Genomic DNA, 13,892 nt, shown 5'->3' with positions numbered 1-13,892 from the left:
TTGTCCCGGGCGAGTGGTGACGCTAACATCTGATACCGGTAACAACCCGACGTTGCCACGACCCCTCGAAGGAGAGCGCATGGTCGCCCCCACCCGCGCGCGCGGTCTCGCGCGCCGCGCCGTCCTCGCGACGGCGACGACCCTCGGCATCGTCGCGGCGGGCATCGCCCCCGTGCACGCCGCGGCCGCCGACGAGCACCTCGTCGCCCACTACGCCCTCGACGAGACGACCGGCGCGGTCGCCGTCGACAGCTCCGGCAACGGCCGGGATGCGGCGATCCTCGGCGGCGCGACCCTCACGGGCGGCGAGGGCATCCGCCTCGACGGCGTGGACGATCACGTCGAGCTGCCCGACGACATCCTCGCGGGCCTCACGTCGATCACCGTGAGCACCGAGGTGCTCGTCCGTCCCGAGCAGGGCACCCCCTACTTCATCTACGGCCTCGGCAACCCCGCGTCGTCGAGCTCGGGCACGGGCTACCTCTTCTCGACCGGCAACGCGTACCGCACGTCGATCACGACCGGCAACTGGTCGGGCGAGCAGACCGCGACGAGCGGCGCGAACCTCGCGCGCGGCGTCTGGAAGACGATCACCTACACGCTCGACGACGCGACCGACACGGCCGTGCTCTACCTCGACGGCACGGAGGTCGCCCGCAAGACGGGCGTGACCATCCAGCCCGGGCAGATCGGCGGAGGGCGCACGTCCGCGAACTACCTGGGCCGCTCGAACTACTCCTCCGACCGCCATCTCGCGGGCAGCCTGCGCGACTTCCGGATCTACGACACCGCGCTCTCGGCATCCGAGGTCGCGGCGCTCCAGCCATCCGACCAGGTGAAGGCGCATCGCGACGTCGACGCGCTCTCCCTCGGCGACCTCTCGAACGTCACCACCGACCTCGCGCTGCCGACTGCCGCGCCGAACGGATCCGCGATCACGTGGGCATCGAGCGACGAGTCGGTGATCTCGCCGTCCGGCAAGGTCACGCGGCCCGCATCCGGATCCGCGGACGTCACGCTCACGGCGACGGCTGTGAAGGGCGACGCGACCGCCACGCGTGCGTTCTCCGCGACGGTCCCCGCCGCGGGCGAGGCCGATCTCCGCGCGGACCTCGACGCGATCTCCATCCCGAACGCCGACGACGTCCGCGGCAACATCACGCTCCCCGAGACGGGGCCGGTGCACGGCACGCCGATCTCGTGGACGGCCTCACCCGAGGGCATCGTGAGCACGAGCGCAGACGGCGAGATCGCCCCGGGCGTCGTGACCCGCGGCGCGACCGACCAGGACGTCGTGCTGACCGCGACGGCGGGCGGCCTCACGCGCGAGTTCTCGCTCACGGTGCGCGCCGCGCGCCCCCAGGAGGAGTACGAGGGCTACGCGTTCGCGTACTTCACGGGCAACACGGTCGAGGGCGAGAACATCCACTTCGCTGCGAGCGACGGCAACAACGCCCTCGCCTGGAACGAGCTGAACGGCGGGCTGCCCGTCCTCTCGTCGCAGTACGGAGAGCAGGGCCTGCGCGACCCGTTCATCATCCGCTCGCCCGAGGGCGACACCTTCTACCTCATCGCGACCGACCTCTCGATCGGCTCTGGCACCTCGTGGGACACGTCGCAGCGCCAGGGCAGCAAGTACCTCGAGGTGTGGGAGTCGCACGATCTCGTGAACTGGTCCGCGCAGCGGCACGTGCGCGTCTCACCCGACACGGCCGGCAACACGTGGGCTCCCGAGGCGTACTACGACGAGGAGCTCGGCGCGTACGTCGTGTTCTGGGCATCGAAGCTCTACGCGGAGGACGACCCCGGTCACACGGGCAGCACCTACAACCGGATGATGTACGCCACGACCCGCGACTTCGTCACCTTCTCCGAGCCGCAGATCTGGCAGGACGGGATGTCGCGGATCGACTCGACCGTGACGCGCTCCGACGGCGTCTACTACCGCTTCACGAAGGACGAGGGCGCCGGCACGACCGGGTGCTCCGACATCATCCAGGAGTCGTCGCCCTCCCTGCGCGCTCCGCTCGAGGAGTGGACCATGATCGACTCGTGCATCGGGCGGGACGCCGGCACGAGCGCCGTCGAGGGCCCGACGATCTTCGAGTCGAACCCCGGCGACGTCAACGGCGGCGGCAAGCACTACCTGTTCGTCGACGAGTACGGCGGGCGCGGGTACATCCCGCTGGTGACCGAGGACATCTCCGCGGGCGGATGGTCGGTCGCGCCCGAGTACGACCTGCCGGCGAGCCCGCGCCACGGCACGGTCATCCCGGTCACGGCGGCGGAGCTCGCCGGCCTGTACGCCGGCAAGGATCCCGTCTCCTCGAACGCCGAGGGGGAGGTCGTGCGCTACGACTTCTCGGATGGCGCGGGCGCGACGCTCACGGACGTGTCGGGCAACGGACGCGATGCGGCGATCCACGGGGCGACCTGGACGGATGGCGCGCTGCACTTCGACGGCGTCGACGACTACGTCGACCTGCCGGATGATCTCCTGGCAGGCCTCGAGGACGTCACGGTGGACGCCGACGTCTGGGTCGACCCGGCGCAGTCCGGCAGCTACTTCATCTGGGGGCTCGGCACGACCGACGCCGCGGGAGCCGGTCGCGGGTACCTCTTCACGACGGGCGACAGTGCGTATCGGACGAGCATCACGACCCGCACCTACACGGATGAGCAGACCGTGCGCCATGGGTCGCCGCTGCCGCGTGGACGCTGGGCGCACCTGACCTACACGCTCGAGGGAGAGACCGCACGCCTCTACCTCGACGGAGTGCTCGTCGCGACCAAGGATGGGGTCACGATCGATCCCGGCGACATCTCGGGCGGCGAGACCTGGGCGAACTATCTCGGCCGGTCGCTCTACGAGCAGGACGCGCGCTTCACGGGTCGGTTCCGCGAGTTCGCGATCTACGACCGCGCCCTCACGGCGCGCGAGGTCCTCGAGACGGCGGGAGCCCCGGGCGCGATCGGCGAGGTGTCGCTCGCCGACCCCGCGGCGCTCAAGGTCGCGCCGATCGTCGACCAGGCCGAGCACACCGTCGTCCTGCCGGTCGTGCCGGGAACCGACGTGTCCTCGCTCGCTCCGACGTTCGTCACCGCCGGGGGTGCGACGGCGTCCCCGGCGTCGGGGGAGACCGTCGATCTGACCGAACCCGTGACGTACGAGATCACCGCCGACGGGCAGACCACGACGTGGACGTTCTCGGCGCAGGTCATGAGCAGCCCCGTGCTGCCGGGTCTGTACGCCGATCCGAACATCGCCGTGTTCGGCGACACGTACTACATCTACGCGACCAGCGACGGCTACGCGGGGTGGGGCGGCAAGGAGTTCTACGTCTGGAGCTCGAAGGACCTCGTGGATTGGACGCGCTCCGACGAGCCCATCCTGACCCTCGACGGCGCGAACGGCGACGTGCCGTGGGCGAGCGGCAACGCGTGGGCGCCGACGATCATCGAGCGCGACGGCAGGTACTGGTTCTACTTCTCGGGGCACAACACGGCCCTCGGTCGCAAGACGATCGGGGTCGCGGTCGCCGACAGCCCCACGGGGCCCTTCACGGCGCAGCCGCAGGCGATGATCCTGAACAACGAGGCCGTGACCTCGGGTCAGGCGATCGATCCCGCCGCGTTCCGCGACCCGGTGTCCGGCCGGTACTACCTCGCGTGGGGCAACGGCGGGCCGTCGAACGGTCCGGTCATCGCCGAGCTCGGCGACGACATGACCTCGCTCAAGGCGGGCACGCTGAGGCGCATCGCGGGGCTCACGGACTTCCGCGAGGGGCTGTTCCTCAACTACCGCGACGGGCTCTACCACCTGACGTACTCGATCGACGACACCGGCTCGGAGAACTACCGCGTCGGCTATGCGACGGCCACGAGCATCGACGGCCCCTGGACGTATCGCGGCGTGATCCTGCAGAAGGACACCGCACTCGGGATCAGGGGCACGGGGCACAGCTCGATCATCAACGTGCCGGGCACCGACGACTGGTACATCGCGTATCACCGGTTCGCCATCCCCGGCGGGGACGGCACGCACCGGGAGACGACGATCGACCGGCTCGAGATCGGCGAGGACGGGCTGTTCCAGACCGTGACGCCGACCCTCACGAGCGTCGCCCCGCACGAGGTGCCCGCCGTCGGCCCCGAGATCTCGGCGACGGTCTCGCCGCGCTGCGTCGCGGGGAGGGTCATGCTGACGGTCTCGGTCCGCAACGAGAGCGAGCGGCCGGTGTCAGCGACGGTCTCGAGCGCGTACGGGAAGAAGACGATCGCGAGCATCGCGCCCGGCAGGGCCGCGTCGGTCGCGGTGACGACGCGTTCCGTCGAGATCGCGGCAGGTTCGCTGACGGTCACGGCGACGGATGGCCAGGGCGCGACGACCGAGAAGACGGTCGCGTACGCGGGCGCGAGCTGCGGATGAGCAGGCGGCGCCCGCCGCTGCGGCGGGCGCGCGATGGGGCGGGGCGCGAAGGGCGCGTCTCGTCGGTGAACCGATGGGAAGGAAGAGGCAGGTGGTTTCGATGATGAAGCAGGGTGTGAAGGCGCGGCTGGGTGTCGCGGCTGTGGGCGGCGTGCTGCTGGCGGGGGTCGCGGGTGCGGCGTTCGCGGAGGAGCAGGTGGGTTCGGGGGAGGTGGATGTGAACGTGCAGATCGAGGACACGGGTGCGGGGGTCCTGGCGATGAGCGTCGCGGGGACGTCGACGTCTCTGTCGGAGTCGGGGTCGTCGGAGCTCGTGCGGGAGTTCACGGGTGCTCTGCCGACGGTGACGGTGACGGATACGCGGACGGCGGAGGAGATCCCGGACGGGGCGTTCTGGTGGGTCGAGGGCACGGCGTCGAGCTTCGTGGGGGATGCGGGTCAGGCGGAGATCACGCCGGATCATCTGGGGTGGCGTCCTCATGTGGCCGATGACGGGTCGGGTGCGGTCGCGGTCGGGTCGGATGTGGACACGGTTCTGGACGAGGGGCCGAACAACGTCGGTCTGCAGGGGCGTGAGCTGCTGGCGATGGCGCTCACGAGCGAGGAGGCGGTGGGGTCGTGGGAGGCGACGGCTGAGCTGGTGCTGAAGGTGCCGGCCGAGACCGCACCGGGCGCGTACACGTCGACGCTGACCCTGTCGCTGTTCGAATAAGCGGGACACGTCGCAGGAGATCCGCGCGGATCGAGGAGCGGGAACCGTGTTCCCGCCCCGTTCCGCGTCGGATCTCCTGCGTTCGGTCCCACCCGATCCCGAAAGGCCGACGATGGCTTCCCCCACGACCCCGATCCGACGCGCCCTGCCGCGCGTCTGCGCCCTCGCGCTCGCGCTGCTCCTCGCACTCGGCGCGTCGGCGCCCGCGCTCGCGGAGGCGCAGGACGACGGGACGGTCACGTGGTCGGTGCGGCCGGCCGACGCGTCAGGCGAGGATGGCCGCGCCTGGGTCGAGCAGGAGCTGGACCCGGGCGCGAGCGCGACCGAGCATCTGGCCATCCGGAACTTCTCGGAGCAGGAGGTGACCTTCCGCATCACGACCGCGGACGCGTACTTCCAGGAGAACGGGCGCTTCAGCATGCTGCCGTCGACGGAGGAGTCCGTCGACGCGGGCACGTGGATCGACGTGGTCGACGAGGTCGTCGTCGGCGCAGGCGAGGTGGAGATCGTGCCGTTCACGACGACGGTTCCCGAGAACGCGACCCCCGGCGACCACGCCGCGGGGATCGCCGCGTCGATCCTGTCGCAGCAGGTCGGCGAGGACGGCTCGTCGGTGGGCGTCGAGTCGCGCGTCGGCTTCCGCGTCATGACGCGGGTGGCGGGGGAGCTCACGCCGTCCGCATCCGTGGAGGCCGTCTCGTCCGAGTACGACGTGTCGTGGAATCCGCTGGCCCCGGGCGACGCGGTCGTGCGGTTCGAGGTCGTGAACTCGGGCAACACGCGGCTCATGGTGACGGGCACTGCCGCCGCGGGAGGCCGCGAGTCGGCGTTCCCTGGCCCCGACGAGATCGACCAGGAGCTGCTGCCGGGCGATCGGCGGACGTTCACCGTGCCCGTGGACGACGTGTGGCCGCTCTTCTCCGTCCCCGTCGAGCTCGAGGTCGTCCCGACCGTGGTCGGCGAGGGCGAGGGCACGCCCGTCGACGCGGTCCGCGTCGAGACCGGGATGTGGGCGATCCCGTGGTCCCAGCTGGCCGTGCTCGCGGGCATCGCGCTCATCGTGGGATCCGGCGTGTGGGGCCGTCGTCGCTCGCGCCGCCGCATCGAGCGCCTCCTCGCGCAGGCGCGCGAGGAGGGCCGCCGCGAGGCCGCCGCGCCGACGGGGGACTGAGGGAGCCGACGGCCGGCCTCGCTCAGCCGGCCCCCGACATCCGGATCTGTTCCGCTGTCAGCGGATATCCCCCTTCAGGAGGATGCCGATGTCGGAGGTCGGTGGCATCCTTTCCAGGTGCTTCTCAAGCTGCTCATCCGCTACCTCGGTCGATACCGATGGCTCCTGGTCGGCGTCCTCGTCTTCCAGCTGGGCTCCGCGCTCGCGGCGCTCTACCTTCCCACGCTGAACGCCGACATCATCGACAACGGCGTCGCTCGGGGCGACACCGGCTACATCATCCGCACGGGCATGTTCATGCTCGCCGTCTCGCTCGGCCAGATCCTCGCGTCGATCGTGGCAACCTACTGCGCCGCGCGCGCCGCGATGAGCGCGGGCCGCGACATCCGCCGCGACGTGTTCGGCAAGGTGAGCGCGTTCTCCGAGCGCGAGGTGTCGCAGTTCGGCGCCGGCTCGCTCATCACGCGCAACACGAACGACGTGCAGCAGATCCAGATGGTGTCCATGATGAGCGCGACGATGCTCGTCCAGGCGCCCATGCTCGCCATCGGCGGCATCATCATGGCGCTCCGGCAGGACATCGGCCTCAGCTGGATCCTCGCGGTCTCGATCCCGACCCTGCTCATCGTCGCGGGCCTCATCATCGGCCGCATGGTGCCGCTCTTCCGCGCCTACCAGGAGAAGCTCGACGGCGTGAACCGCGTCATGCGCGAGCAGCTCACGGGCGTGCGCGTCGTCCGCGCCTTCGTGCGCGAGGCGATCGAGGAGGAGCGCTTCCGCCTCGCCAACACCGACATCATGGTCGTCGGCCGCAAGGTCGGCTCGCTCTTCGTGCTGATGTTCCCGCTCGTCATGCTCGTGCTCAACGTGACGATCGTCGGCGTCGTGTGGTTCGGCGGCATCCAGGTCGACGCGGGCGAGACCCAGATCGGCACGCTGTTCGCCTTCATGCAGTACGTCGGCCAGATCCTCGGCGGCGTGATGATGGCGAGCTTCATGACGATCATGATCCCGCGCGCGGCCGTCTCGGCCGACCGCGTCGGCGCCGTCCTGGAGAGCGAGTCGACCCTCCTGCGCCCCGACAAGCCCGTGACCGAGTTCCCGCACCGCGGGTCCGTCCGGATGCAGAACGTCGCGTTCACCTACCCGGGCGCGGAGTCGCCCGTGCTCGAGGGCATCACCTTCCACGCCGAGCCGGGGGAGACCGTCGCGATCATCGGATCGACCGGATCCGGCAAGACGACCCTCGTGTCGCTCATCCCTCGTCTGTTCGACGCGACCGCCGGGCAGGTGCAGGTGCAGGGCGTCGATGTGCGCTCGGCCGATCTCGAGAGGCTGTGGAGCGGCATCGGCCTCGTGCCGCAGCGCCCGTTCCTGTTCAGCGGCACGGTCGCCAGCAACCTGCGGTTCGGCCGCGAGGACGCCACGGACGAGGAGATCTGGAAGGCGCTCGAGATCGCGCAGGCGAAGGACTTCGTCGAGGAGATGCCGGATGGCCTCGACTCGCGGATCGCGCAGGGCGGCACGAACGTTTCCGGCGGCCAGCGGCAGCGGCTCTCGATCGCGCGCGCGATCGTGCACAACCCCGACATCCTCGTGTTCGACGACTCGTTCTCCGCACTCGACCTCACGACGGACGCGCGTCTGCGGCAGGCGCTGTGGCGCGAGCTGCCGCACGTGACGAAGATCGTCGTCGCGCAACGCGTGTCGACGATCACGGACGCCGATCGCATCATCGTGCTGGACGACGGGAAGATGGTGGGCTCCGGCACACACGAGGAGCTCCTCGTGACGAACCGCACCTACCGCGAGATCGTCGAATCGCAGCTGGGAGTGGAAGCGTGAGCGACAAGAAGACGCAGGCCGAGATCGACGAGCAGCTCGAGCTCGAGCTCGCCGAGCAGGCGCGCCTGAACTCGGGGGACTGGGACTCGGTCGCCCCCGGCAAGGCCGCCGACTTCGGCAAGAGCTTCGGCCGCTTCATCGGCCTCCTCCGCCCCTACGCGTGGGTGTTCGCGCTCGTCTCGCTTCTCGGAGCGGTCGGCGTCGTGCTCGCCGTGATCGCGCCCAAGGTGCTGGGCGAGGCGACGAACATCGTCTTCGAGGGCGTCCTCTCGCTGACGCTCGCCGACCAGTTCCCGGCCGGCGCCTCGCAGGACGAGGTCGTGGCCGCTCTGCGCGCCGCGGGGCAGAACGACCTCGCGAACGTCGTCGCGGCGATGACCCACTTCGAGCTCGGAGCGGGAGTCGACTTCGACGCGCTCCGCGTGGTCATCGTGTGGGCGCTCGCGATCTACGTCGTCTCGTCGCTGCTGCAGTGGATCCAGGGCTACGTGATCAACGTGATCATGGTGCGCACGATGTTCAACCTGCGCGAGCAGGTCGAGCGCAAGATCAACAGCCTGCCGCTGGCCTACTTCGACCGCGTGCAGCGAGGCGAGCTCATCTCGCGCGTCACGAACGACATCGACAACATGACCCAGACGCTCCAGCAGGCGCTGTCGGGAGCCATCACGTCGCTGCTCACCGTGGTCGGCGTGCTCATCATGATGTTCTCGATCTCGTGGCAGCTCGCCCTCGTCGCCCTCGTCGCGCTGCCGCTCATCGCGTTCATCATGCTCGGCATCGGGCCCGCCTCGCAGAAGGCGTTCCAGACGCAGTGGCGCAAGGTCGGCCGTCTCAACGCCCGCGTCGAGGAGTCGTTCTCGGGTCACGCGCTCGTGAAGGTCTTCGGTCGCGAGCGCTCCACGGCCGCCGCCTTCCAGGAGGAGAACGAGGAGCTCTACCAGGCCGCGTTCAAGGCGCAGTTCCTCTCGGGCATCATGATGCCGAGCATGCAGTTCGTGGGCTCGCTCACGTACGTCGGCATCGCGGTGCTCGGCGGCATCATGGTCGCGAGCGGCCAGATCCGCATCGGCGACGTGCAGGCGTTCGTGCAGTACTCGCAGCAGTTCACACAGCCGCTCACCGAGCTCGGCGGCATGCTGCCGGTCGTCCAGTCGGGAACGGCCTCGGCCGAGCGCGTGTTCGCGCTGCTCGACGAGGAGGAGCAGGAGCCCGACGCCGAGAACGCGCCCGCCGTCCCCGACGGACGCGGCGTCATCGAGTTCCGCAACGTGTCCTTCTCCTACTCTCCCGAGAAGCCGCTCATCCGCGACCTGTCGTTCCGGGTCGAGCCGGGTCAGACGGTCGCGATCGTCGGGCCCACGGGCGCGGGCAAGACGACGCTCGTGAACCTCATCATGCGGTTCTACGAGCTCGACGGCGGCGCCATCCTGCTCGACGGACAGGACATCTCGCAGCTCACGCGCGAGGATGTCCGCTCGCGGACCGGAATGGTCCTGCAGGACCCGTGGCTGTTCGCGGGCAGCATCCGCGACAACATCCGCTACGGACGCGAGTCGGCGACCGACGAGGAGATCCTCGCCGCCGCGAAGGCCACGTACGTCGACCGGTTCGTGCACTCGCTGCCCGACGGGTACGACACGGTCCTCGATGAGGACGCGGCGAACGTGTCGGCGGGCGAGCGCCAGCTCATCACGATCGCGCGCGCGTTCGTGCGCCGACCGAGCGTGCTCATCCTCGACGAGGCGACGAGCTCGGTCGACACCCGCACCGAGCTGCTGCTGCAGCACGCGATGGCGGCGCTGCGCGAGGGCCGCACGTCGTTCGTGATCGCGCACCGCCTCTCCACGATCCGCGACGCCGACCTCATCCTCGTGATGGAGCACGGCGACATCGTCGAGCAGGGCACGCACGACGAGCTCATCCGCAAGGAGGGGGCGTACTGGCGGCTGTACCAGTCGCAGTTCGAGCACGCCGTCGTCGACCTCGACGCCGCGGAGGCCGAGCCCGCGGAGGCGGAGGCTGACGGCGCCGATGCGGACTCGGCTCCGGCTCCGGGCGGGATGAGCCCCGCGCCGGTCGTCGCGGGCAGCGTCTCGGTCGTGACGGGCGCGATCCCGACGTCCTCTCCGGAAGGCGAGGACGACGGCGAGGGTCGACGACCCTGATGGCCGACGCGCACACCGGGGCCGGCCTCGCGGCCGGCCCCGGTGCCGCCTCAGCGGATCTCGTCATCGGGCCGGATGGTCTCGGCCGCCCGCGCTGGGCGGCTTCCGATGAGCTGATGCGCGCGTACTACGACACGGAATGGGGCATGCCCGTCCGCGACGAGACGGGCCTCTTCGAGCGGCTGAGCCTGGAGGCGTTCCAGTCCGGGCTGTCGTGGGCGACCATCCTGCGGAAGCGGCCGGCATTCCGCGAGGTGTTCGCGGGCTTCGATCCGGATGCCGTCGCGGCCTTCGACGAGTCCGACGTCGAGCGGCTGCTGGGCGATGCCCGGATCATCCGCAATCGCGCGAAGATCCTCGCGACCATCGGCAACGCACGCGCGACCGTCGAGCTGCGCGCGGAGGGCGGACTCGTCGATTTCATCTGGAGTCACCGACCCGCGCAGACGCCCGCGCCGACCTCGTACGCCGAGATCCCGACCACCTCGCCCGAGTCGATCGCGCTGTCGAAGGCGCTCAAGAAGCGCGGCTTCCGGTTCGTCGGCCCGACCACGATGTTCGCGCTCATGGAGGCCGTGGGCATCGTCGACACCCACCTCGTCGGCAGCCATCGCCGCGGTACGAGCGGGGTGTGGGCGTAGTCACGTGACCGGCGGCTGGTGGAGCGAGGCGCTGCCGACCCGAGCGCAGGCGGCACTCGTGGAGGCGTGGCTCCCGACCAGCGCGCTCATCGCAGACCTCTCGTGGGGGCAGGTCGACACTCGGGTTCTCCACGTGCGGGCGGAGCAGGGCGAGTTCATCGTCAAGGCCGCTGGCCTCGGGAACCACCACATCGGCCGCGAGATCACGGCGCACGAGCGGGCGACGGCTCCGCTCGTGCGCCGGAGCGCGGCGGCACCGCTCGTGGCCGCGGACCGCGACGCGAACGTGCTCGTGACGAGGTACCTCGAAGGACGGCTCGTGCAGGGAAACGGCGCCGAGTTCGCTCCGGACGTGCACCGGCAGGCCGGACGACTGCTGCGGGTCTTCCACGCGGAGGCGCAGGACGATGAGGCCGACTACGGGCAGCGGCAGACCGAGCGAGTGCTGGCGATGCTCGAGCAGCCGCATCGAATCGACGCGGCCATCGTGCGGCGCGCGCGTGCCGTGCTGCGGTCATCCGCGCCGGCGCATGTGCCGCTCGTCCCGACGCACGGCGATTGGCAGCCCCGCAACTGGCTCGTGGACGCCACGGGGAGCGTGCGCATCATCGACTTCGGGCGCTTCGATCTGAGACCTGCCGCAACGGACCTCGCTCGCCTCGCGGTGCAGCAGTGGCGAGACGAGCCCGCCCTCGAGGGCGCCTTCCTCGAGGGGTACGGGGCGGACCCGCGCACGGAGCCGGACTGGTCGCTCACCCTCCTGCGCGAGGCGATCTCGACCGCTGTCTGGTCGCACCGGGTCGGCGACGAGCGCTTCGAGCGGCAGGGACTCCGGATGCTCGACGAGGCTCTCGCGCGATTCTGACGCCGACGCGCGTGATCTGGGCGAGGTGGCCGAGCCCGCGCACCGATCAGTCCACGACGGCGGCGACGGCCTCGATCTCCACGAGCTGGTCGTCGTAGCCGAGGACGGTAACGCCGAGGAGCGTGCTCGGCACATCGTGGTCGCCGAACGCGTCTCGGACGACCTCCCACGCGGCCACGAGGTCGCTCTGGCAGGAGGACGCGACGAGCACGCGCGTGCTGATCACGTCACGGAGCGTCGCGCCCGCGTCGGCGAGCGCGGTCGTCAGCGTCTCGACACAGCTGGCGGCCTGCGCGACGTAGTCTCCGGGAGCGACAGTGGCGCCGTCGTCATCCAGCGGGCAGGCTCCGGCGAGGAAGATCAGGCGAGCGTCCTTCGGCGCGGTCGCCGCGTAGGCGTACTCGGCGACGTCGGACAGCGAGGACGAGCGGATGAGCCGGACAGCGGAGGCCATGTGATCATTCTCGTGCGCGGCGGGCCCGTGCCGGATCCCGCGCGCGGGGGAGAATCGGGTCATGCCCCGGTCTGATGCAGGCAACCCTGCGCGTCTTGTCGCGCATGATCCGTCGTGGTCTCTGATCGCACAAGAGGAGCTCGCCGCGGTCGCTCAGGCGCTTGAGGATGTCGAGGGCGGGTCCGAGGCCGTCCTCGATCACATCGGCTCGACGTCGGTGCCCGGGCTCGCGGCGAAGCCGTTCGTCGACCTGCAGGTGCGGATCTCGCCCTTGCCGGCCGAAGGGGCGGTGGACGCCGCGTTCGCTCGGATCGGGTATCGGCGAGCCCACGGCTCACGGCCGGATTCGCCCGGCGTGTACCGAGACCTGCCCCGCGGCAGCGAGGCCGTGGCGGACGAGGTGTGGGAGAAGCGGCTCTTCGTCGGGCGCGACGGGACGACGATCCTCCACGTGCGTCGGATGGACTCCCCCTGGGGGCGGTACGCAGTCTGGTTCCGAGACTGGCTCCGCGCCCATCCCGACCAGCGCGATCGCTACGAGCAGGTGAAGCGCGGTCTCTCGGCGGAGAACCGCGGGAAGGCCGACTACGACGACTACACGCGCGGGAAGACCGCGTTCTTCGACGAGGTCCAGGCGGCCTTCGAGGCCTGGGGACGCGCTCGCCCGTAGGGGAGGGGTCCCGTGCGCCGGGCCGGGCATGGCTTCGCTCGCGGAGGGGGCAGGGTTCTCCTTCTCGGTCGTTGAGCGGAGCGAGGTTCCCTTCTCGGTCGTTGAACGGAGCGAACAGGGCGGGGTTCACCCCCCTCGGTCGTTGAGCGGAGCGAGCGCCAGCGAGCGCAGTCGAAACGCCGCAAGCCGCCCCCAGGGAGCCGCCGAGCCGAGACGGCCGCGCACACGCAGACACGCGCGAACGGAGCATGTCTCGCTCGCGGTGGCTATACATAAGCATTCCACTTACCTACACGGATCAATGTCGGTGCTTCACGGTAAGGTTCCCACACGGCTCCATTGACACAACAGGGCTCGGAGAGCGAGAAATCTTCGAGGAATCTTCGATGAATGTCTTGTGCTTGGTCGTAGTTGTGTTCTATCATGGGGTATGGCCTTCCCATGGGCGCCCGATGAGGGGCAGGATGATCCGGCCGGCGCGGTGTGCGCCGCGGTCGGGCTGCTGGACGGGCTGTTCACACGGGTGGGGGAGGTGGCGTCGGGGGATCTTGCCGGGTTCACCGCGCAGGTGGAGCAGCTGGGGCGGGTCGTGGACGCGCTGCGGGTGCGGGCGGCAGGAGAGGTCGCGTGGCGGTCCCGGCGGGGCCTGGAACGACCCCTCGCGGGAGAGCTGGGCTGTCGGGACGGGCGGGAACTGCTCGAGCGGCTCACCGGGATCCCCGCGCCGGCGGTGTCCGCGCGGGTGCGGCTGGATGAGGCCACCCGCGACCGGGAGAGCCCGACCGGGCTCCCCGTCCCGCCCGCGCACCCGGCGGTGGCCGCGGCAGTGGAAGCGGGCCTGCTCGGGGTCGAGCCGGCGGCGCTGATCGTGAAGGCCGTCGCCACCGCCCGCCGCGGCGCGCCCGCCTCCGAGGCCGACAAGCTCGAGGTGATGGAG

General features: G+C 70.4%; 10 protein-coding genes. 9 read left to right on the top strand and 1 reads right to left on the bottom strand.

Translation table 11 applies throughout. The features are described 5' to 3' along the window. Positions 1–79 precede the first annotated feature (79 nt). From ACWXWW_RS06035 to ACWXWW_RS06005, 7 genes are all read left to right on the top strand, one after another. A complete protein-coding gene (locus tag ACWXWW_RS06035; RefSeq protein ID WP_455969306.1) occupies positions 80–4,429 on the top strand; it encodes a family 43 glycosylhydrolase in 4,350 nt (1,449 codons plus the stop codon). A 100-nt stretch (positions 4,430–4,529) separates the two neighbouring features. Then, entirely contained in the window at positions 4,530–5,141 is a 612-nt protein-coding gene (locus ACWXWW_RS06030) for a hypothetical protein (RefSeq protein ID WP_271172875.1), read from the top strand. A 112-nt stretch (positions 5,142–5,253) separates the two neighbouring features. Next, on the top strand, positions 5,254–6,312 hold the full coding sequence (locus ACWXWW_RS06025; RefSeq protein ID WP_455969305.1) for a WxL protein peptidoglycan domain-containing protein: 1,059 nt from the start codon (positions 5,254–5,256) through the stop codon (positions 6,310–6,312). A 117-nt stretch (positions 6,313–6,429) separates the two neighbouring features. Then, the gene (locus ACWXWW_RS06020; protein WP_455969304.1) at positions 6,430–8,157 is read left to right on the top strand and encodes an ABC transporter ATP-binding protein; all 1,728 of its coding nucleotides are present in this window, start codon (positions 6,430–6,432) and stop codon (positions 8,155–8,157) included. Continuing rightward, entirely contained in the window at positions 8,154–10,325 is a 2,172-nt protein-coding gene (locus tag ACWXWW_RS06015; protein WP_282978710.1) for an ABC transporter ATP-binding protein, read from the top strand. The genes ACWXWW_RS06020 and ACWXWW_RS06015 overlap by 4 nt, the downstream gene beginning before the upstream one ends. Beyond that, positions 10,325–10,966, top strand: coding sequence for a DNA-3-methyladenine glycosylase I (locus ACWXWW_RS06010; protein ID WP_271172871.1), 642 nt, complete (start codon positions 10,325–10,327; stop codon positions 10,964–10,966). Before ACWXWW_RS06015 ends, ACWXWW_RS06010 begins: the two co-directional genes overlap by 1 nt. A gap of 4 nt (positions 10,967–10,970) precedes the next feature. Next, entirely contained in the window at positions 10,971–11,831 is an 861-nt protein-coding gene (locus tag ACWXWW_RS06005) for a phosphotransferase (RefSeq protein ID WP_455969303.1), read from the top strand. Positions 11,832–11,877: 46 nt separating this feature from the next. Here ACWXWW_RS06005 and ACWXWW_RS06000 read toward each other — a convergent pair whose 3' ends face one another. After that, positions 11,878–12,285, bottom strand: a complete 408-nt coding sequence (locus ACWXWW_RS06000; RefSeq protein WP_455969302.1) for a RidA family protein — start codon at positions 12,283–12,285, stop codon at positions 11,878–11,880. Positions 12,286–12,346: 61 nt separating this feature from the next. On the opposite strand from ACWXWW_RS06000, the gene ACWXWW_RS05995 reads away from it, so the two are divergent. Both ACWXWW_RS05995 and ACWXWW_RS05990 read left to right on the top strand, forming a co-directional pair. Next, positions 12,347–12,955, top strand: coding sequence for a GrpB family protein (locus ACWXWW_RS05995; protein WP_455969301.1), 609 nt, complete (start codon positions 12,347–12,349; stop codon positions 12,953–12,955). A 430-nt stretch (positions 12,956–13,385) separates the two neighbouring features. Next, on the top strand, positions 13,386–13,892 hold a 507-nt coding region (locus ACWXWW_RS05990; RefSeq protein ID WP_455969300.1), incomplete at its 3' end, for a hypothetical protein.

It is taken from the genome of Microbacterium sp. KNMS (assembly GCF_053851835.1).
The sequence above is the reverse complement of the archived record's forward strand: the minus strand, read 5'-3'. Positions and strand labels throughout refer to the sequence as shown.